The organism is Blautia sp. HCP3S3_C12, assembly GCF_052064155.1.
GTDB lineage: Bacteria > Bacillota > Clostridia > Lachnospirales > Lachnospiraceae > Blautia_A.
Genome location: NZ_JBQHWC010000009.1, coordinates 66032 through 86633 on the forward strand (window position 1 = coordinate 66032; position 20602 = coordinate 86633).

17 protein-coding genes are annotated in these 20602 nt (G+C 44.1%); 3 read left to right on the plus strand and 14 right to left on the minus strand.

Annotated features, from left to right (window positions below; all coding sequences use genetic code 11):
* The first annotated feature begins 321 nt into the window (after nucleotides 1–321).
* Entirely contained in the window at nucleotides 322–1566 is a 1245-nt protein-coding gene (locus ACTNDS_RS09095) for a D-alanyl-D-alanine carboxypeptidase family protein (RefSeq protein ID WP_441035182.1), read from the plus strand.
* Here the strand turns inward: ACTNDS_RS09095 and ACTNDS_RS09100 are convergent.
* The 12 genes from ACTNDS_RS09100 to ACTNDS_RS09155 form a co-directional block, all read right to left on the minus strand.
* Nucleotides 1537–2496: an exonuclease domain-containing protein gene (locus ACTNDS_RS09100; RefSeq protein ID WP_441035184.1), complete on the minus strand. Its 960-nt coding sequence runs from the start codon at nucleotides 2494–2496 to the stop codon at nucleotides 1537–1539. The two genes, ACTNDS_RS09095 and ACTNDS_RS09100, sit on opposite strands and share 30 nt — an antisense overlap.
* Before the next feature lie 22 nt (nucleotides 2497–2518).
* Nucleotides 2519–3469, minus strand: a complete 951-nt coding sequence (locus ACTNDS_RS09105) for a nucleoside hydrolase (protein ID WP_441035186.1) — start codon at nucleotides 3467–3469, stop codon at nucleotides 2519–2521.
* Between the two features lie 68 nt (nucleotides 3470–3537).
* Complete coding sequence (locus tag ACTNDS_RS09110) at nucleotides 3538–4662, minus strand: DUF362 domain-containing protein (RefSeq protein ID WP_019160386.1); 1125 nt, start codon at nucleotides 4660–4662, stop codon at nucleotides 3538–3540.
* Between the two features lie 141 nt (nucleotides 4663–4803).
* A complete protein-coding gene (locus ACTNDS_RS09115) occupies nucleotides 4804–5100 on the minus strand; it encodes a DUF1292 domain-containing protein (RefSeq protein ID WP_441035188.1) in 297 nt (98 codons plus the stop codon).
* A gap of 213 nt (nucleotides 5101–5313) precedes the next feature.
* The gene (locus tag ACTNDS_RS09120; protein WP_118593302.1) at nucleotides 5314–6996 is read right to left on the minus strand and encodes a phospho-sugar mutase; all 1683 of its coding nucleotides are present in this window, start codon (nucleotides 6994–6996) and stop codon (nucleotides 5314–5316) included.
* Nucleotides 6997–7116: 120 nt separating this feature from the next.
* Nucleotides 7117–8481, minus strand: coding sequence for a PucR family transcriptional regulator (locus tag ACTNDS_RS09125; RefSeq protein ID WP_441035190.1), 1365 nt, complete (start codon nucleotides 8479–8481; stop codon nucleotides 7117–7119).
* Nucleotides 8482–8596: 115 nt separating this feature from the next.
* Complete coding sequence (locus ACTNDS_RS09130) at nucleotides 8597–9232, minus strand: cobalamin B12-binding domain-containing protein (protein WP_441035192.1); 636 nt, start codon at nucleotides 9230–9232, stop codon at nucleotides 8597–8599.
* A 198-nt stretch (nucleotides 9233–9430) separates the two neighbouring features.
* A complete protein-coding gene (locus ACTNDS_RS09135; RefSeq protein ID WP_303243374.1) occupies nucleotides 9431–9967 on the minus strand; it encodes a DUF2284 domain-containing protein in 537 nt (178 codons plus the stop codon).
* Between the two features lie 62 nt (nucleotides 9968–10029).
* Nucleotides 10030–11763 carry an ASKHA domain-containing protein gene (locus ACTNDS_RS09140; protein WP_441035194.1) on the minus strand — a complete coding sequence of 578 codons (1734 nt, stop codon included), beginning with the start codon at nucleotides 11761–11763 and terminating at the stop codon, nucleotides 10030–10032.
* Nucleotides 11764–12149: 386 nt separating this feature from the next.
* The gene (locus ACTNDS_RS09145) at nucleotides 12150–12785 is read right to left on the minus strand and encodes a corrinoid protein (protein ID WP_433844686.1); all 636 of its coding nucleotides are present in this window, start codon (nucleotides 12783–12785) and stop codon (nucleotides 12150–12152) included.
* 76 nt (nucleotides 12786–12861) lie between these two features.
* A complete protein-coding gene (locus tag ACTNDS_RS09150; RefSeq protein WP_441035196.1) occupies nucleotides 12862–13680 on the minus strand; it encodes a methyltetrahydrofolate cobalamin methyltransferase in 819 nt (272 codons plus the stop codon).
* Between the two features lie 103 nt (nucleotides 13681–13783).
* Nucleotides 13784–14818, minus strand: coding sequence for a uroporphyrinogen decarboxylase family protein (locus tag ACTNDS_RS09155; RefSeq protein WP_441035198.1), 1035 nt, complete (start codon nucleotides 14816–14818; stop codon nucleotides 13784–13786).
* Between the two features lie 298 nt (nucleotides 14819–15116).
* Between ACTNDS_RS09155 and ACTNDS_RS09160 the strand changes: the two genes are divergently transcribed.
* Both ACTNDS_RS09160 and ACTNDS_RS09165 read left to right on the plus strand, forming a co-directional pair.
* Nucleotides 15117–16001 (plus strand): serine hydrolase, encoded by an 885-nt coding sequence (locus ACTNDS_RS09160; protein WP_441035200.1) that lies wholly within the window; start codon nucleotides 15117–15119, stop codon nucleotides 15999–16001.
* 67 nt (nucleotides 16002–16068) lie between these two features.
* Entirely contained in the window at nucleotides 16069–17040 is a 972-nt protein-coding gene (locus ACTNDS_RS09165; protein ID WP_441035202.1) for a hypothetical protein, read from the plus strand.
* Nucleotides 17041–17237: 197 nt separating this feature from the next.
* On the opposite strand, the gene ACTNDS_RS09170 is transcribed toward ACTNDS_RS09165, so the two are convergent.
* Both ACTNDS_RS09170 and ACTNDS_RS09175 read right to left on the minus strand, forming a co-directional pair.
* The gene (locus ACTNDS_RS09170) at nucleotides 17238–18368 is read right to left on the minus strand and encodes an Ldh family oxidoreductase (RefSeq protein WP_441035204.1); all 1131 of its coding nucleotides are present in this window, start codon (nucleotides 18366–18368) and stop codon (nucleotides 17238–17240) included.
* A 218-nt stretch (nucleotides 18369–18586) separates the two neighbouring features.
* Nucleotides 18587–20596: a beta-galactosidase gene (locus ACTNDS_RS09175; protein WP_441035205.1), complete on the minus strand. Its 2010-nt coding sequence runs from the start codon at nucleotides 20594–20596 to the stop codon at nucleotides 18587–18589.
* Between the last annotated feature and the right edge of the window lie 6 nt (nucleotides 20597–20602).

The window sequence follows — 20602 nt, forward strand, 5'->3', positions numbered from 1 at the left end:
GAGTGATCTTCTCCTGCATTTACTTGCACCGGACTCCCACCATCTCCGGCTCGCTGCTGCTTTCCTCTACAGGTTACTGTCTCCATCTTTGTCTTTGTGGTTATTATGGCCACGGTATGGTAAACCGCAGCGTTTCCATAAAGTTTATTATAAGGGCTTATTTTTCAGGATGTCAAGTGTTTTTTCTTATATTTATAGTTATATAAAATACTATCATTTAATTTTACACAGACGTTGTAAATAATGCTATAATGGGGTAAAATATGCTGTCAGGAACGAACCGTATCACCATTATTTATCAGATAAAGGATTACACTTCATATGTTTAAAGGAAATTTTTATAAAATCATAAAGCAAGGCATGTCTGCCCTTCTCTGCGGAGGACTTCTTTTTTCCCAGCCGGGAATTATTTATGCATCGGAGAATACAGCTGCACAGGTTACGGCTGTGCCGGAGCATTCCTCCACCTACTCCCAGGCTGCAGATACAGACTCTATCAAGGGCTGGCCTGCAGGACCTAATATTGAGGGAGAATCTGCTGTTCTTATGGATGCAGTCACAGACACTGTCCTGTATTCCAAAAATGCAGATAATAAGCTATATCCTGCAAGTATTACCAAAATCATGACTGCACTGCTGGTCTGTGAGAATCTGGATATGAATGACAGTCTCACTATGTCCGAGGCTGCTGCCTACGGCATTGAGGCCGGAAGCTCTACCATTTATGCAGAAACCGGGGAGGTCTTTACTGTAGAACAGGCTGTGATGGCACTGATGCTGGAATCTGCCAATGAAATGGCTTTGGCACTGGCCGAGAAAACCAGCGGTTCTGTAAAGAAGTTCGTTGAGCTGATGAACCAGAGAGCTGCACAGCTCGGCTGTAAACACACACATTTTAATAATCCCAATGGTCTCCATGATGAGAAGCATTATACCACTGCCAGTGACATGATGAAGATTGCCAAGGCAGCCTGGTACAATCCTCTGTTCCGTAAATTCGTCACCACCCAGACCTACGAGATTCCCCCTACCAACAAGCAGCCGGAAACCCGTTATCTGCTGAACCATCACAAGATGCTGGCAGGGCAGTCCTATGCCTATGACGGAGTCCTGGGCGGCAAGACCGGATATACCACTAACGCAGGAAATACCCTGGTCACCTATGCCAAAAGAGGAAACTCCATCCTCATTGCAGTGGTCCTTAATTCCACAAACGGTGCTTTTCCGGACACTGCCTCTCTGCTGGATTACGGATTTAATAATTTTGAAAAAGCAGATTTAAATGTGGATCCGGATCCTGTGACAACTCCATTTCTCCCCTGCGAGAAATATCTGCTGAAAGACAATGGAAACACCAGTCTCTTCCATTATATCAGGCATGTGTATGTTACTGTCCCCACAGGAACAGACACCGGCACCCTGACCAAAAAGCAGTGGGTTCTCAACAATTCTGTAGGCCCTAAGCGTATTAAGAGTAAATATTATCTGGATGACCACATGGTTGGCTACGGTATGCAATATGAAAAGGAGATCCTTTCAGATCTCCTTCTCCAGACTTCTCTTTAATTGTCGTTTCTGACGGAGGAGCTCCTTTCTCTCACGGAGCTCCTCCGTTTCTTTTGTATCTGTAAACCGCAGAGTCTTCACTGCAAAGTATTTGTTCTCGTCCGTCTTATGAATCCGGATTTTTCCCTTGATCAGCCCGTGCTCTCCGCAGGCAGAAACACTGTAATAAACTCTGGGATTGTTCATGAACCAGCGAATCTTGCGCCTGGCAGGTTTGTGACACATGGGGCAGAGAGTGCCGGCCACGCCTCTGTCCTTCATAATCCGTTCTCTGTCGACAAACTCTCTGAATACATACTTATCATAATCCGGATAGGAAATAAAGATTTCGTCCTTTTTCTTCTTTGGATTCTGATACACATCCAGAGAAGGATGGTTGATGATCATAATGTTGCTGATCCTTTTCAGCACTTCTGCCGTATAGTAGGCATCCGCAAGTGCTCTGTGAAAGCCATATTTCTTCTCAATGCGAAGCTCATCAATGGCATGCTCCAGTGCACACCGGGAATCCCCGTCATCCCAGGTAATACTGTAAAGCTTCTGTACATCATAATAGGTTACAGGCCCGGGAAGCTGATCCAGCATTTTATAAAATTTCATATTTCTCTGAAGTTCCATCACATCCTGATTTCCCCAGGTAAAGAAATACCAGTCCCTACCGCACCACTCCAGGAATTCTCCTGCTGCCTGCTCAAAGGATACCCCGTCCAGCAGATCTCTGTAATCCATATGGATCACCTCATGGATGCTGCTGTGGATCCTGTTATATACCTGAGGCCGGATCAGACGATGAAAGCTGTCTGTGATTTCCTTTTTGCTGTTTACCTTCACTGCCCCGATCTCTATGATCTCAAAGGGCAGCTTTTCATTGCGGTTTTTCTTTCCATCAGGACTCTGGTTCCATTCCAGATCAAAGACAATATAATTCATGCAATCATTCCCTGCAGTTTTTTCACTGCAGCTTCTCTCCTAACTCATAAATAGCCTCTATCAGATATTCCTGGAATCTGGCTCCGTCTGCATCCATGAGTACCACATTCTCTTCACTTTCCTCATGCTGCCACCAGCGGAAGTCACAGATGGTTCTGCCTCTGGATGCACAGTCAGAGCATTCCACATCCAGCACTGCCTTCTTTGCCACAAAAAGCTCCGGATGGGTCAGATACATAAAAGGCACAGCATCATGAATGCTTACCTTTCCTCTGTATTTGTTGCCGTTTGCCAGACTATAGCCTGCCATATCCCCGCAGAATCTGGCGATCCTGTTATTGGACTGGCACATTTTCTCTACCTGGGAAGCTGTCAGTGCACATTTCTCAGTAGCATCCAGACCGCACATTACCACAGGGATTCCTGAACGGAATACGATTCTGGCAGATTCCGGGTCTTCATAAATATTGAACTCTGCAGAAGCAGTTACATTTCCTCCTGCTACAGCTCCACCCATAAGCAGAATCTCCTGGATTTTCTCCTTTACCTCGGGGAATACCTTGAGAAGTAATGCTACATTGGTGAGAGGTGCTGTACAGATCAGTGTGATATTCTCGCCTTCAGGAAGCTCTGAAATAAGCTTTTTCATAAAAAAGGCTGCACTTTCCTCTACTACATCCTCCTGAGATCTGGGGATTTCCACGTTTCCCAGACCATTGGCACCATGATAGTCAGATGCCGGCTGCGGATCTCTCAGCAGGGGAGTTTCTGCTCCTCTTGCCACAGGAATAGAAAGCCTGTAAAGGGATACCAGATCCAGTGCATTCCTTGTCACCTTATCTATTGTCTGATTTCCTGTTACAGAGGTTACTGCCAGAAGCTCAAAGGCTTCCGGATGGGCAGCTGCATAGGCCAGCGCTATAGCATCATCTACACCGGGGTCGCAATCCATAATGATTTTTCTTTTTTCCATAATCACTCTCTTTCCGGATCATCTGTTGTTAATCCTGGCTTTTTTTTAAGTTCTTTATTTTAAGATTTTTATTTTAAAATTTTCAATTCATATTCGCGGCTTCCAAGGCCAATTTTTTCTCCCTGATCCAGGGTTGCTTTCCACTCAATATTAGGATTGGAGTCCTTGAAGTGGTCGTGGTGACAGTGCCATCCCGGCTCTGCCAGATGATCTCCAAGCTGACTGTTATCCAGTGGTTTTGCCTTCAGACAGGCATCTGCACAGGCCTGATCCAATGCAATAGGGTCAAAACTTGCAAACATTCCGATATTAGGAAGGATTGGTGCATCATTTTCTCCATGGCAGTCACAGTTGGGGCTCACATCCTGTACCAGTGAAATATGGAAGCACGGACGGTCATGACAGACTGCCTGTGCATATTCTGCCATTTTTCTGTCCAGAAGCTCATTGGCATCACTGTTAGGATTATAAACTGCATCATAATTACATGCACCGATACAGCGTCCGCAGCCTTTGCACTTATCGTAATCGATCACTGCCTTCTTATCCTGATATGTAATGGCATCACTTCCGCATTCCTTTGCGCAGCGGCGGCATCCTCGGCAAAGGTCTTCATTGATAGCCGGTTTACCGCTGGCATGCTGTTTCATTTTTCCTGCACGGCTTCCGCAGCCCATTCCGATATTCTTGATGGTTCCGCCAAATCCGGTAGCCTCATGTCCCTTGAAGTGTGTAAGGCTGATAAAAATATCCGCATCCATAATGGCACGCCCAATCAGGGCTGTCTCACAGTATTCTCCGTTTGCCACCGGCACCTCTACCTCGTCTGTTCCGCGAAGTCCATCACCGATAATGATCTGGCAGCCTGTTGTAATTGTATTAAAGCCATTCAGATTTGCACAGTCCAGATGCTCCAGTGCATTTTTTCTGCTGCCTGGATACAGAGTATTGCAGTCTGTCAGAAAGGGCAGTCCGCCCTGCTCTTTGCACAGATCTGCCACTGCCTTTGCATAGTTCGGACGAAGGAAAGCCAGATTTCCCAGCTCACCAAAATGCATCTTGATCGCTACAAACTTGCCTTCCATATCAATATTCCTGATTCCGGCTGCAATACAAAGCTTTTTCAGCTTGTCAATCTGGCTGGTGCCAACCGGGCATCTAAAATCCGTAAAATAAACTGTTGATTTTTCCATCTGTCGTTCCCTCCTGCTAATTATGATCTCAATCTTATTGTTTATTTATCATATCACATGTCTGTCAATTATGAAATTCATACCATCACATTTTTTCAGAAATCTCTTTCATCCGGTTACTGTTCCCTTTGTTCTCAGTAACTACATCTGTTCATATGCTTTGGAAACTTTCTTATACTCTGCAGGTGCAGTGATCTTCTCCACGATCACATCTCCGTCTTCTGCATTCTGGTAACGGTAAATATAAACACCCTCCTGAATCTCATCCCCTTCGATCAGAGATACTGCCATATAGCTCTGACCTTCCACTTCAAAGGTATCCATAATGGCAAATTCCCGTTCTGTTCCATCAGAGATGGGGATATTGATCACTTCGTATTCTGATGCTGTATTGTCTGTAGAAATTTCTGTTTTTATTTCTTCTTTATTCTCGCTCATTTTTTCCTCTTTTCCTTTATAAAAATTAATAATAATTGCGCCGACCCAAAGCAGCTCCTAACGCTCCTGTCATTTCCGGTGTTGCTATCCCACATTTTAGCAAAACCTGTTAGTGAAGTCAAAAACAATCTGCGGGATCCGCTCTCCCTGAGGCCAAAAAGAAAGCCATGCCCATATGAGCACAGCCTTCTCGTTTTCTTTATTTTTATTCACTTATGCCATGATCGGTTTTAATGCTTCTGCAAGCTTCTCTTTCTCAGCTTCTGCCTCTTCCAGGTTTTTGCCGAGAGTTGTGTAATAGATCTTGATCTTTGGCTCTGTTCCGGATGGACGTACAACTACTGTCTCACCGTTATCCAGCTTGTAGATCAATACATTTGCTGCAGGAAGTCCTGTTTCTTCCGGTTTCTGATAATCTGTTACTTTTACGATGGCATGACCTGCGATCTCTGTGAGAGGTTTGTCACGAAGTCCCTGCATCAGAGCTGACATCTTGTCCATTCCGCTTAATCCCGGGAATTCAAAGCTGTCTACTTTGTTCAGGTAACGTCCGTACTGTGCATAAATCTCTTCCATTCTCTGTTTCAGGGAACTTCCGATGCTTCTGTAATATGCAGCCATTTCACAGATCAGCATAGATCCGATGACAGCATCCTTGTCACGTACATATGGTCCTGCAAGATATCCGTAGCTCTCTTCAAATCCGAAGATAAATCTGTCTACTTCATCTGCTGCTTCAAGCTGTGCGATCTGATCGCCGATCCACTTGAATCCTGTAAGTACGCTTCTGAGTTCTACTCCATAGTGCTCTGCCACTGCATCTGCAAGTGGTGTGGAAACAATGGATTTCACTGCTACCGGATTCTTTGGCATTGTACCTTTTTCGATACGGCCTGCACAGATATAATCAAGAAGGAGTACACCTACCTCATTACCTGTTACCAGCTCATAGGAACCATCCGGGCATTTCATTGCAATACCAACACGGTCTGCATCCGGGTCAGTTGCAAGCATTAAGTCTGCACCTGTTTCTTTTGCAAGATTTAATCCAAGCTCCAGAGCTGCAAAGATTTCCGGGTTCGGATAGCTGCAGGTTGTGAAGTATCCGTTAGGATATTCCTGTTCCGGAACGATGGTGATATCTGTGATTCCGATATCTTTTAATACCTGAGTTACAGGTACAAGTCCTGATCCGTTTAACGGGCTGTAAACCAGTTTCAGTCCCGCTGTCTTGCAGAGACCCGGACGAACCTGACGGGATTCAATAGCTTCATAGAGCGCCTGCTTGCAGTCATCTCCTACAAAACGGATCTTTCCCTGTTCTACGCCTTCTGCGAAGGACATATATTTGGCACCTGTAAGTACGTCTGTTTTCTGGATCTCTTCATATACAATGGCAGCTGCATCGTCTGTCATCTGGCATCCGTCAGGACCGTATGCTTTGTATCCGTTGTACTTAGCCGGATTGTGGGATGCTGTTACCATAATACCTGCATTGCAGTCATAGTAGCGTGTTGCAAAGGAAAGTGCAGGTACAGGCATCAGTGCGTCATAGATTCTGACATTGATATCATTTGCTGCCAGTACGCCTGCTGCTGTTTTTGCAAATACATCACTTTTGAGACGGCTGTCATAGCTGATGGCTACTGTCTGATTGCCGCCCTGTGTTTTTACCCAGTTTGCAAGTCCCTGTGTTGCCTGGCGGACTACATAAATATTCATACGGTTGGTGCCTGCTCCAAGAACTCCACGAAGTCCAGCTGTTCCGAATTTCAGTGCTACTGCGAAACGATCCTTGATCTCTTCGTCATTTCCTTCGATTTTGGATAATTCCGGATTAAGATCCGCATCCTGCAGATCTGCTGCCAACCAGCGTTTGTATTCTTCCTGATACATTTTTACCACTCCTGCCCTTATTTTTTATTATTTTTTGTGTATATTACATAAGATATCTTCACTATACCATAATTTGTTCAAATCAGCAATACAAATTACCAGAACCCATGTAAGACAATCCTATTCCTTTTCATTTTCCTGTTCCAGCAGCCTGAAGGACAGCTCCAGATAGAAAATCTCCTCCGGGTCATCCAAATCCGACTGAAGGATTTCCCTGATCCTGTCCAGTCTGTAGAGAAAGGTGCTCCTGTGTATAAACAACTCCCGGGCAGCCTGGGTGGCACTGAGATGCTGTTCCAGATATACCCGAAGAGTTTCCAGATACTGGGTCTGATTTTTTTCATCCTGTTCCTTTAAATCCAGAAGCCCTTCATGGCAGATCATATTTCCCGGTAGTCTCCTGGTAGTCTGTTCCAGAATATAGGTCAAGGCTACCTGATTAAAATAATGGATCCACAGATATGGCTTTTTACGGCTGCCTACATCCAGGGCTGTTTTCGCCTGTATATACTGTCTCCGCAGATTCATATGTCCGGTCATCACTCTGCTGTAGCCAGCCTTCAGATAGGTATCTCTGATAAAATAGATCAGTTTACCGGAAATTTCCTCCTGATCCATCCCCAGTCTGGTAAGGTTAAAAAACACTACGATCTCATCCTGATACAGAAAGCATACAGAATCTTCAAACTTCTTCTTAATATAACGAAAAACAGCCTTTGTGGAAAGATTCTGCTGATTCAGATAAGTAATCTGCAAAACCAGGCACATGTATTCATGATTTCCGCCCCATCCCAGTTCACCAAGCTGTCTGCTGACCCGCATATAGTCTGCTGTACGGTCCGAGAGAAGCCGGATAAAAATCTGTTCCATATCCTCATCCGGATTTGTCTCCTCTTCCTGAGCCAGCAGAAACTCCAGCTTATCTGTGAGAATATCCAGCACACAGAAAACTCCCTGGGTGATCTCCGTCTGGGTTTCTGTCAGGATCAGCTTGTGTGTTACTTTTTCATCTACCAGAAGATTTCTACTGATAGAACGGCACCCACTGGTATGATCCCAGTGCTCTGTATACATTTTTGACGACAGATCTTCTCCTCCGGCTTCCGATGATGACGCAAAATCCAATCCCTTTACAGCAAGAGAGTTTTGCAGAAATTCCGAAGTTACCTTCAAAAGTGACTCCATCCCTGCATGTTCTACCATCAGATTGTGGATTTTCCGCTCCCACTCATCTGCAGCATCAAAGATTTCCTGAAGATCATTCATAAATCCATAAATTTCTTCCATTCCTTCCAGGACTATTTCCATGTATACCAAGGTATCCGGAAGTTCATTAGATATCTGCAGCCTTTCAGTGTCGGCTTTTCTGCTTATGATCCAGAATGTTTCCTCTGTATCTGATGCCCTTTGCACCAGGTCAGCAATATGCTCTCCCTGGATCAGATATACATGTTTCTTTTGAACAATTTTTTTCTCCAAATACAAAAAAGGGCGCAAATATCCGTCTGTGCCGGATAAATTTCCCTTTTTTAGAATTTTATATTTTTCCTTTATTTTTTCGTACAAGTAAACTGATGAGAGCCGCAAGCCTCCATCCTCCTTACACAACAAACGTTTTGGCAACCTCCACTGCCTCAATGCAGTTTTCCGTATAGGCATCCGCTCCCATATCCTTTGCCAGCTGCCTGGTTACTGCACCGCCTCCGACCATAATTTTAAATTTACGCTGATCTTTACTGCGTTTCAGAGATTTCACCACCTGTTCCATTTCCGGGATGGAGGTACTCAGCAGAGAGGAAATACAGACGATGGACACATCCGGATTCTCCTTCACAGCACGCAGAAACTGTTTTTCGGAAATATCTACTCCCAGATCGATCACCTTAAAGCCTGCGCTGCGAAACATAACAGCCACCAGATTCTTGCCCACATCGTGAAGGTCTCCCTCCACAGTTCCCAGTATTACAGTTCCCATATTTCTCCTGTTAAGCTGCCCATCCTGCTCTTCCAGAAGTTCAAAGCCCTTACGCACGCTCCGGGCTGCAGCAAGTATCCGGATAATGTCTGCACCCTTGGATCTGTAATTTTCTCCCACTATTCTCATTGCCGGAGTCATAGCTTCCTCCACAATCCGGGCTGCAGAAATATGCTGATTCACCGCCTGGCGAACCAGCTTCTCTGTTTCACCCGGATTCCCCTCCTCGATGGCATTTTGTATCTGCTCAAGTATTGTCATATGATCAAGCCTGCCTCTAATTCTTCTTGCAAAAACACCTCCGCCCCGCGGCGAAGGATTTTCTCTAATTTTATCACAGCCACCTGCTTTTTACAAGTCAAGCGGATATTCGCAATCCGCTGCTTATTTCTTTTCGCAATTGAAGCAGGGGACTTACTTGATTCGGTAAGAATGTGGCTGTTCCTTTACACTGTTCCTCTATTCCAGAAGATAGCAGCTGGTGTAGGAAATAGTACAATCTCCGTAGTAATATTTCAGCCCATTTGCCTGGCATACCTGGGTCACCAGCATTCCATAGGCTTCCATAGATGAAAAAGCCTGCTTTGGAAATCTGCAGGGAGCATCCGGATAGGTACAGACCTTACATTTGGTACAGCATCCCGCACCGATCGCCAACATATCCGGATATATTTCCCTCAATTTCTTCTCAAACTCTGAAAAATAGTTTTTATGTCTGGCCTCTGTTTCCATCATGCCTTCGCCATCCAGGGCATCCTCCAATTCTCCAACCGTCTGAACAATAATACCATTTTTATACTGCCGGACCCTGGCCTCACATTCCTCCAGCGAACCGCAGCCCGGAGGACAGCTCCAGCATTTATCATATTTATGGCAACTGCCTGAGGCACACATCTGCCGCACCTCCGGCTTCAATTCAATGGTGTCACAATCCAGCAGCACCACATGGGAAAAGCCCTGCTCCATTCCCATTTGCTCTAATTTTCTGATGTCCATATTACAATCCCCCTTGCTAATCTCTTGTATAATCTATATCAATTCGTGTCAGGCGGATAAAATCATTCACCTGTCTCAAAGCCCAGCTCATCAATAAAATAATCCTGAAAATCAGCCGATGCAGCCAGCTCCACAAATTCAATCTTTCTCACCAGCTCATCCATCTCCAGCATTTCCTTCTCATTTACAAGTGCGATTTTCGCACCCTCACCAGCAGCATTTCCCACTGGCTTCACTTTCTTCACAAGCGTGGCCGGAAGCAAGCCAATTTTCCCTGCACTGACCGGATCCATATAGTTGCCAAAAGCACCTGCAATATATACCGAACTGATGTCATCTTCTGTAATCCCAAGTCTCTCCATAAGCATCCGGATTCCCGCTGCAATGGCAGCTTTCGCAAGCTGAACCTCTCCGATATCTTTCTGAGTCAGATAAACCCCTCTCTCGTTTCCGGCCTGCTCCGGGGGTACCAGAATAAACACACCTTGCTTCTCCTGCCCGCCGCTCAGCATACCATTCTCATCCAGCATTCCAGCATCCAGAAGCCCTGCCACCAGATCGATCAATCCCGAACCACATAAACCAACCGCTGGCTTATTTCCAACAGTTGTATAGCTCCACTTTCCATCCTCATACTTCACATGATCCACAGCCCCAGCCGCGCCACGCATACCGCACTCAATCTTCGCACCCTCAAAAGCAGGTCCGGCCGCAGTAGAACAGGTCACCATCCGCTGCCTGTTTCCCAGAACCATCTCCCCATTCGTTCCGATATCGATCATCAGAGAAACCTCTTCCTTCAGATCCTGTCTGATTGCCAGCAGACAACCACAGGTATCTGCGCCCACATATCCTGCAATATCCGGAAGCAAGATCAACTCTGCACGCTCCTGCACAGCCAGACCGTAATCCCCCGCATTCAGCACCAGCCTCTCACTCACAGCCGGAGTATAGGGTGCATGCACCAGCGAAGCCGGAGAAATCCCCAGGAACAGATGATGCATACAGGTATTTCCCACAACACACACCTGAAAAACATCCTCTCTCCTTATCCCTGCATCCTCTGCCAGGCTTCCCAGCATCTCATTAACCGCTTCCCGAACACACATACTCAACGCTTCTGTTCCATGCTCCAGCCCATAATTGGCCCTCATGATTACATCCGCACCATACTGTGCCTGGGGATTCATCCTGCTCTCAACTGCCAGAGTCCTACCATCCGCACCATCCAGCAAATACCCTGCGATGGTAGTCGTCCCAATATCAAACGCTGCCAGACACCTCTGACCAGCTTCCTTCCTCATTTCCAGAATTCGCCGTCTATTGTAAATCACATACCACTCACCAGAATCCCTGCGCATCCCATACAATTCACCTGCAAGCTTCAGATCCACCTCCATCTGCCCCGGCTCAACCTCACCATCTGTCTCCGCCAGCGTATCCAGCAGCCTCTGCCAGTCCGACCGCTTCTCCCCGGTTTTCGCCTTCCCCAGCTCAACCCGAGCCATCCGTAGTCCCGGTTCAAACACAACCTCTCTGTTAAATCCATCCGTCAAAATCTTCTCATTGCCAGCCCTGTCCAATGTCTCCACTACACAAGTCTCACCCTCACCAATCCGCATCTGACACGCCTTAACCACTTCACCATTCATCTTAACCAGACACTTCCCACATTTCCCCAAACCGCCACAAGGCGCATCCGGCCTCAGACCCGCCTGAATCTCCGCTTCCAGTACCGATGTCCCATACTCCACCTCTATCTCAACACCCTCACGCACAAACTTAACCCAAGCCATAAAAAAACCTCCCACATATCCAATCCAAACATCACAACAGTCAACGGCCAGCTCAGAAAAATATTTTATTTCATGTGCATTTGCAGGGGTCTTAGATATTCTTAGTCCTCAGAAATCTGCGTTATGAGCAGACTGTATCACTGTCTGAGCGAAGTCGGAGACGGAGCGAGTTTGAGAAGTCTGCTCATGCCCTTAGCAGATTTCTGAGGGCTTAGAATATCTTAGCCCCCGAAACCGCACATGAAATAAAATATTTTTCTGAGCGTCCCTTTTCCATTATAACACGTTCTAAAAAATTCCAAAATACAGGAAAGGACCACTCCACAGAGCAGTCCCTCCCCCATTATGTTTTCATGTTATATCTATACCTGCACAAAGCAATCAGATCAGGCCACCAACTTTTTAGCCAGTGAAGCCGCACTAGCCGCATCATCTGAATAACCATCTGCCCCAATCTCCTCAGCAAAGGCCTCTGTGATTGGTGCACCGCCAACCATAACCTTAATATTTCCTCTGAAATCAGCTGTATTTAATGCCTCAACGGTCTCCTTCAGTGCCGGCATAGTAGTTGTCAGCAGAGCTGAAAGAGCAATGATCTTAACATCCGGATTCTCTTTATAACACTCAATGATCTTGGCAGCCGGAACATCAACGCCCAGGTCGATCACTTCAAATCCGGCACTTTCGATCATCATGGCAACCAGGTTCTTGCCGATATCATGAAGGTCACCGGAAACAGTGGCAATGATCACCTTTCCAAGTGCTCCTGTAGAGCCGGATGCCAGATGTGGTTTCAGAACATCAACGCCTTTTTTCATTGCACGTGCTGCAACCAGCATTTCCGGAACAAAAATCTCACCGTTTTTAAATTTCTCACCAACTATGGACATTGCGCTGATCATACCATCATTCAGGATCGCAACCGGATCATCACCTTCATCAATGGCTTCCTGTACAGCCGCACCTACTAATTTTGCTTTTCCTTTTTCAACTAATTCCGCAACTTCATTTATTTTAGACATAATCAAAACCTCCTGTTATTTCTTAAGTTCAGATTCTAACCATTTCATTCATTTACACAGTTTCTGCAGATTCAGCTTATTTCTTCTTTTCTGTACCAATTAAGCCTTCTCTGTAAGCTCCTATATATTCCATACAATAATCATCCAGACCAAGTAATGCTTCTGTTGCATAAACAAGTCCCAGCATATCCTTATTTGTAGGATCCATAATACCGCTGTCCAGACCTGCATTCATTGCAAGTACCAGAAAGCCATAATTGATCAGCTTACGAACCGGCAAATTAAAGGAAATATTACTGATCGCAGCTGTAATATGAATGGTTGGATACTGTTTCCGAACACTTGTGATCGTTTCAATATTTGTATCAATACCATCCTCAGAAGTACAGAGCATCTCAACCAGAGGATCAATATGAATCCTGTCAGGAGCAATTCCGTATTCCTTTGCTTTTGCCATAATCTTATCAAAAACCTTCAGACGATCCGCTGCGCACTTGGGAATTCCTGTATTATCACTAAGCAGCGCGATTACCTGCCAGCCCTCATTTCCAGGTTCCGCCATAATCGGGAAGATCGTATCGATTTTATGTCCCTCTCCTGATACAGAGTTAAAGATTCCGGGTTTTTTGCAGAATTTATAAGCCTGTGCCAGAACATCCGGACTCGGGCTATCAATAGAAATCGGGAGATCTGTAACCTCCTGTATACAGTCGATCATCCATTTCAATGTTTCCACTTCTTCCGCTTCCGGAACAGAAGCACAACAGTCAATAAAGGTAGCTCCGCTTTCTGCCTGAAGCTTTGCTCTTGCCTTGATAAATTCAGAGTCTCTTTTCGCAATTGCTTCTGCAACAATCGGGATAGAACCGTTAATTTTCTCACCAATAATAATCATTTCTCAAACACCCCCGTAGCATCATCCTCTGTGACACCTGAAATTTCATCCAAGTGTCAGACAGATATTTGTATTCCGTTTTACCATTGGCAAATACCTGAAGTCAGAACATAATCTGCCATGGAAGTCTTGTGGATTCAGATGCCTTGATGCCAAATTTTTCCTCATTCAATCTGTCAATAGAATCGCAGAGTGATTTGTAAACACCCGGATAAACAGAACCAGGACCACCCTGGGCAATACACGGAATAAAGTATTTATTTCCACACTCTTCGCATACACGGCGTACCACTGCATCACAGTTCTCATCTGTCCAGCCTTCAAAATCAACTGCACGGTTCTCAATACCACCCATAAAACTGATCTTTCCACCGTATTTCTTGATCAGTTCCGGAAGGTTATTGGTTTCCATACATCCCTGCCACACATCAATTCCCATCTCGATCATAGAAGGAACCAGAGTTGCAGCATAACTGTCAGAATGATGGACTACCAGTTCTACTCCATGGCTGTGATAATAACCATAAATTTCCTTATATGGCTCAAGTAAAAATTCATCAAACATTGCCGGGCTCATAAATGTGCTGTCCAGTCCACCCCAGTCATCATGATGGAACAGCATATCCGGATGAAGGTTAGAACAAATTCCCTCAGCCAGTTCCAGCTCCCACTCTGTCAGATACTTGATCAGATCATGCATCTCATCCGGATTGGTAATATAATAAACCAGTGCATTGCTGATCTCACACAGATGATGAGTCTGTTCAAATAATCCAGGTGCAACGAAAGCTGCCTTAAAAGCCTGCTCACCGTCAACTGCATCATACTGGGCTTTCACCATATCCCACTGATCCTGAGTAAATTTCAGTGATGGTGCATGTACATAATCCTTCCAGTCTTCAATATCCTTTACTACAATTTTATCAGGGGTATGTACAGGAAATGCTCCCGGTACTCCCTTTGGAAAAGTGTTGGTTACACCCCATGCATTCACCACATTTTCCTGTCCCGGCTGAAGAAGCGGGCTCGCAAACATAAATGGATGAAACAGAAGCTGTATTGCCTCATACTGATTGACAAATCTGTCAGGATTACCGCCTCTTATAACTTCCAGCATATTTTGTTTTGGTGTTAACATATGATCTACCTCCTCATATCATACCGAAAATGCCCCCACATTTCCGCGTTTCTTTGTTTATTTTGTCGTTCTTTATCTTGCTTTCGATAATTCCATTGTATCATTTGTATAGTTTAAAATATATAATCAGATATGTGGATTTTTCACACCTGTATTCCTACAATTTGTACGAATCGAATTCTCCATCTTTATGTTACGTACCACTCCACAAAAAACATTTTCCACAGCCCCTTCTATTGCGGTTTTTCTGTAAACTCGTTATAATTTACATATAAATATAACGTAGGCGGTGATTTAAATGTACAAAAAACTCTTGCTCCCTTTTCTGGTTTCTGTCAGTCTGATGAGTGCTTCTCTATGTTATGCCTCAGAGGGCCAGGGAATGCTTTCTCCCTCTACAGGCTCCTCTGACAGTGTGTTTGGCGGCTCCTCCTCCGATGAGTCCGAACCGGTGACAGATGCCAGACTTCAAGCCCTTTTAAACAAGCTTCAAGTACAGTTTCCCACAGACAACGGAAGCTGGTCTGTATATATATGTGACCTTCCGGGAGAATCAGAAGGCGGCCTGAATGCAGGTTCTATGCAGGCCGCCAGTCTGATCAAGCTCTATATTATGGGCGCTGTTTACGAACAATACGACACCATTATCAGTCAATATGGTAAAGAGGCTGTGGATTCTGCTCTGTATTCTATGATCACTGTCAGCGATAATGACTGCGCCAATACGCTGGTAAATGATCTGGGCAACGGCAATTCCTCTGCAGGCATGCAGGCTGTCAACAGCTTTTGCCAGACTCACGGATATACAGACACAAGCATGGGACGCCTTCTCCTTGCAGATACCTCCACAGGTGATAACTATACCTCTGCAGAGGATTGTGCTGATTTTCTGAAGGAGATTTATGACGAAGAGGATTCCGATTTTTCCCATGCATCAGACATGTATGCTCTTTTGAAGGCTCAGACAAGACGCAACAAAATCCCCGCACAGCTGCCCCAGGGAGTAAAGGTGGCCAACAAAACAGGAGAACTTTCAGATGTGGAAAATGACGCAGGTATTCTCTATGATTCCGAAAATGACCTGGTGATCGTGTTCCTGTCCCAGAATCTGGTCAATGCTTCTGCCGCCCAGAACACAATTGCTTCTCTCAGCAAGGAAATCTATACTTATTACAACCAATAAAATATCAGGTCAAAAACTCAAGCTTTCGACCTGACACCAGAATAAAAATTCAAAGGAGGTTTTTACTATGAAGAAGAAAAAATTTTGCTTACCGGTTATTGCCACCGCAGCACTTGCACTGTCTTTTTCCGCCACTGCCCATGATGCCCAGGCTTCTGTCAATACTTATCAGGTAAATGTGCCAACCGGATACCTGGCTCTGCGAAACGCAGCCAACGCAGATGACAGTAACATTTTCGGACAGCTTTACACCGGAGATCTGGTAGAAGTTTCCGACTACGCAATCGCTACCGGATACTGGTATGTTTATTCTCCCAAATATGATACTTTCGGTTATGTAAACAATGACTATCTGAATGCTATCAATTCCTCCTCCGGATATTACTATGATTCCCAGTGGACTGTCAGCGTAAGCACTGGTTATCTGGCCCTTCGCACTGACAAGGCTTATAATTCCTCCAATGAAATCGGGCAGCTTTATACCGGGGATACCGTAAGCGTCTTCAATAGCAGCGATCCCGCTTACTGGTATGTATATTCACCCAAACTTAACCAATATGGTTATGTAAACAAAGATTATCTGACCGGCGGAGTTGTTGGAGCCGTAGGTACTGTCTCTCTTTACGCAGGGGAAACAAGGGTTGTCAATGTTGCTACAGGATATCTGGCTCTCCGCAATATGAAGGCTTATGATTCCTCCAATGAAATCGGGCAGCTTTATACCGGGGATACTGTTCAGATTCTGGATACCAGCGATGCACAATACTGGTATGTATATTCGCCCAAATATGATCTCAACGGATTCGTAAACAAAGACTATCTCAGCGGCACGGCTTCCTATTCATCCAGAATTGTACGCGTTTCCAAAGGATATCTGGCTCTCCGTTCCTCCAAGGCTTATACCACAGCCAACGAAACCGGGGAACTTTATACCGGAGATACTGTAGAAATTATAGATACCAGCGATCCAACCTATTGGTATGTATATGCCCCCAAATTGAATAATTACGGTTATGTAAACAAGGATTATTTGTATTGATCTGACAGCTTGATACAGTTTGATTCGACCAAAAAAGAAACTGCATATTCTGTGATGTCTGCCAATTTCGCAAACATCATCTGAACATGCAGTTTCTTTTATTTCCACACACTGATAAGCGGGCGTCTCAAAAAAAGTTATTTTATAAATTTTATTAATTAATAGTTATCAGCATGATGGTTTCTATTTCATTTTCATCAGTAATTTCCGCTGAAAAACTTACTGTCTTTTGGCAGCTCATAATCTTTAAAATAAGCTCCAAAATCAATTTTCAAATAATTACAGAGATTGGCAAGCTCTACCATAGTATTGTCATTGACCGGAATGCCATTCTCTCTGCGTTCTTTCTCTGCCAGCACTTCTTTCTCACCGTGAGTATAAATCTGCTCTGCGCCCTCAGCCTTGGGACTCTGGCGAAGAGTTTTCAGATATTCTGAGAAATGCGCCTTGATATCATCTGCATTGCCGAAGATTGCAGGGTCGATCGCTGCAAATCCATGGCAGATACCTGTCTTGTCTTTAAATGTACAGCATTTATCAGAAGTAACACCCATAGAAAGAATAGAACTGAAAATCTCACAGAGCATTCCATATCCATAACCTTTATGGCTTCCATTTACCTCTTTGTTGCCGCCAAGTGGCATAATTCCGCCGCCTTTCTTGCCGACAATGTTTGCAAGTACAGCCGGTGCATCCGTACTTTCATGTCCGTCTGCTCCCAGAGCCCAGCCCTCAGGAAGCTGTTTACCTGATTTATTATACATTTCCAGTTTTCCCCTGGTTACAACTGTTGTGGAACAGTCAAAAAGGAAAGGATAGGGTTCTGCAGGCATTGCTACTGCAATCGGGTTGGATCCCAACATTGCCTTACGTCCAAAGGTAGGTACCATGATCGCTTCTGAGTTCGTGCATGCCATTCCAAGCAGCCCCTGTTTAGAAGCCATTTCCGCATAATATCCTGCAATACCAAAATGATTGGAATTTCTTACTGAAACAAAACCAACCCCTGTTTTTTTCGCTTTCTCAATTGCTTTCTCCATTGCAAAATGACTGATCAGCTGTCCCATACCATCATGTCCGTCGATCACAGCTGATACAGGTGTCTCAAATACAACCTCCGGTTTTGCATCAGGATGGATGGTTCCTTTCTCAATTCCTTTATCATATCTTACCATTCTCTGCATTCCGTGGCTCTCAATCCCGTACAGATCTGCGGTAAGCAAAACATCTTTAATGATATTTGTCTCTTCTTCATTAAAACCAAACTTACGAAATACATCGTGACAAAAAGTATTTAATGTGTCATAACTCCATTTTACATATCCCATAACTGCAAAGCCCCCTTGTAGTATTACCTCTTCCTATATTGGTTATACCAATCAATTTGTTAAAATAATTATATTACCATCGCTTTTAAAAATCAACTGTTTTTTCTGATTTTATTTTTCTTTTTTTCTATAACATAAACAGGGTGAGTAATTCTAAATGAATTGCTCACCCTGCTCTAGAACTGCCTGCTTCACAGCAGCTCCCCTTCATTATTTTTTTAATTTGCTTCTTTTAAAATTGCAACATCATATGGTTTTAATTCAACAACATTCTCCACTGTTTCATGTGTGATCATGTTCTCATATGACTGCTCCATTGAAACTATAACTGAATGGTCATTATAGTTCAAAATAAACAATGCATCATTTGTTCCATCTGTAGCATCTACAACTTCTACACCATCAACTTTATATAAATCCATATCAATCCCTGCTTTTCTTCCCAGATAAACAGCCAACATTTTCATGGCTTTTTCATCCAGATCGCAGCCCAAATAATATACCTCACCTTTTCCTGTCTGATTTACAGTCATGCAGGCCTCACCTGCATAAAAATCAGAAGTATATTTTCCAATTACTTTTGCAGTAACTGGTTTCACTATATCACACCACATGTGAGCCATTCCATTTCCAAACACACCTGTCGTAGCAGTTGTTTTCTCCAGAAGCGGATCATAATCTTCTACCTCTACACCGGCTAGGTCTGCAAATACGCCTGGTACAGTTTCTGTAAGCATGTTATTGTACATATCTTTGATTCCACTTCTGAATGAGAACAGAACTTTTCCACCTGCCTGTGCATAAGACTCAATGTTCTTCTTTCCTTCATCTGATACCATCATCAGCATTGGTGCAAGGACAAGAGCATATCCATCTAATTCTTCTTCTGCTGTCACGAAATCTACCGGAATTCCCATATTCCAGAATGGGCGGTAATAATCAAGCAATAAGGAATCATAGTATAATCCTTCTACCTGACGATGGATGGACTGGCTCCATTCACTGTCAAAGGATTTAATGATCGCAACACGTGCTCTCGGCATCAGTGCCTGATAGCTCTTACTTAATTCTTCCATTTCTTCTCCCACCTGGGAGATCTCAGCATATCTTCTGTTTGGTTTTCCATCATGATTCAAAATACCATGCCAGAGTTCTTCTGTTCCAAACGGACATGCTCTCCAGCGGAAGTATACAACTGTATCAGCTCCATTTGCTACAGACTGATATGTCCACAGACGGAGTTTTCCAGGTGTTGGTGTCGGACCCATCTTGCTCCATCCACAGGGACCGGACTGCTGTTCCATAACCCAGAATGGTTTCTTTTTATAACTTCTTAGTAATGCATGGTCTCTTGATACTGTTTCCGGTTTTGCTTTTCCCCACTGGAATTCAATGTAATTATCCCATGTTACGAAGTCAAATTCTTTGGATAACTTAAAGTAGTCGATTCCTGTTCCTGAATTAATTGCAGCATCCAGAAGATTACTGGTTATCGGAAGATCAGAATATTCTCTGATCGTCTTTACAGATTCTTTTGTAAAATCAATTACAGAATCGCTGCAGAAACGATAATAATCTAACAACAGTGCAGGATTCTGTCCCTGTGTGTCATGGCAGGTATCATAGCAGGCTCCTGCCTTCGGGATGATCAGTTCATCGAAGCTTCTGTATATCTGACTCCAGAAAGTAGTTCCATATGTTTTATTCAGATTATCAATGGTACCATATTTCTCTTTCAGCCAGTTACGAAAACGATTTTCGCAGGATTTACAGTAACATCTGGTTGTATTTGACCAGCCCAGTTCATTATCTACCTGCCACGCCTCAATTGCAGGATGTTTTGCATATCTCTTTGCAATAAGAGTATTTAATTTCTTTGTTTTTTCTCTGTAAATCTGGCTGTTAAAGCAATAATGTTTTCTTGTTCCGAAGAGCTTCGGATTACCATGAATATCATTCTGGAGAATATCCGGATACTTATCTACCATCCACTTAGGAGGTGTAGCAGAAGGTGTACACATTACAACCTTAATTCCGTATTTCCCAAAGAAATCCAGTGCCTCATCCATCCAGTCAAATTCATATTTTCCTTCTTCCGGTTCATAAATGCTCCATGCAAATTCACCGATTCTGATCACTTTGATATTTGCTTTAACCATCATCTCCGCGTCTATTTTCCAGAGCTCTTTGTCCCAGTGTTCCGGATAATAATCTGCACCAATTCTCATGGTATT

Excerpts from the sequence above, each read along its gene's own strand:
- ACTNDS_RS09095 (WP_441035182.1), top strand. The coding sequence starts at position 322 with ATGTTTAAAGGAAATTTTTATAAAATCATAAAGCAAGGCATGTCTGCC.
- ACTNDS_RS09100 (WP_441035184.1), bottom strand. The coding sequence starts at position 2,496 with ATGAATTATATTGTCTTTGATCTGGAATGGAACCAGAGTCCTGATGGA.
- ACTNDS_RS09105 (WP_441035186.1), bottom strand. The coding sequence starts at position 3,469 with ATGGAAAAAAGAAAAATCATTATGGATTGCGACCCCGGTGTAGATGAT.
- ACTNDS_RS09110 (WP_019160386.1), bottom strand. The coding sequence starts at position 4,662 with ATGGAAAAATCAACAGTTTATTTTACGGATTTTAGATGCCCGGTTGGC.
- ACTNDS_RS09115 (WP_441035188.1), bottom strand. The coding sequence starts at position 5,100 with ATGAGCGAGAATAAAGAAGAAATAAAAACAGAAATTTCTACAGACAAT.
- ACTNDS_RS09120 (WP_118593302.1), bottom strand. The coding sequence starts at position 6,996 with ATGTATCAGGAAGAATACAAACGCTGGTTGGCAGCAGATCTGCAGGAT.
- ACTNDS_RS09130 (WP_441035192.1), bottom strand. The coding sequence starts at position 9,232 with ATGACAATACTTGAGCAGATACAAAATGCCATCGAGGAGGGGAATCCG.
- ACTNDS_RS09135 (WP_303243374.1), bottom strand. The coding sequence starts at position 9,967 with ATGGACATCAGAAAATTAGAGCAAATGGGAATGGAGCAGGGCTTTTCC.
- ACTNDS_RS09140 (WP_441035194.1), bottom strand. The coding sequence starts at position 11,763 with ATGGCTTGGGTTAAGTTTGTGCGTGAGGGTGTTGAGATAGAGGTGGAG.
- ACTNDS_RS09145 (WP_433844686.1), bottom strand. The coding sequence starts at position 12,785 with ATGTCTAAAATAAATGAAGTTGCGGAATTAGTTGAAAAAGGAAAAGCA.
- ACTNDS_RS09150 (WP_441035196.1), bottom strand. The coding sequence starts at position 13,680 with ATGATTATTATTGGTGAGAAAATTAACGGTTCTATCCCGATTGTTGCA.
- ACTNDS_RS09155 (WP_441035198.1), bottom strand. The coding sequence starts at position 14,818 with ATGTTAACACCAAAACAAAATATGCTGGAAGTTATAAGAGGCGGTAAT.
- ACTNDS_RS09160 (WP_441035200.1), top strand. The coding sequence starts at position 15,117 with ATGTACAAAAAACTCTTGCTCCCTTTTCTGGTTTCTGTCAGTCTGATG.
- ACTNDS_RS09165 (WP_441035202.1), top strand. The coding sequence starts at position 16,069 with ATGAAGAAGAAAAAATTTTGCTTACCGGTTATTGCCACCGCAGCACTT.
- ACTNDS_RS09170 (WP_441035204.1), bottom strand. The coding sequence starts at position 18,368 with ATGGGATATGTAAAATGGAGTTATGACACATTAAATACTTTTTGTCAC.
- ACTNDS_RS09175 (WP_441035205.1), bottom strand. The coding sequence starts at position 20,596 with ATGAGAATTGGTGCAGATTATTATCCGGAACACTGGGACAAAGAGCTC.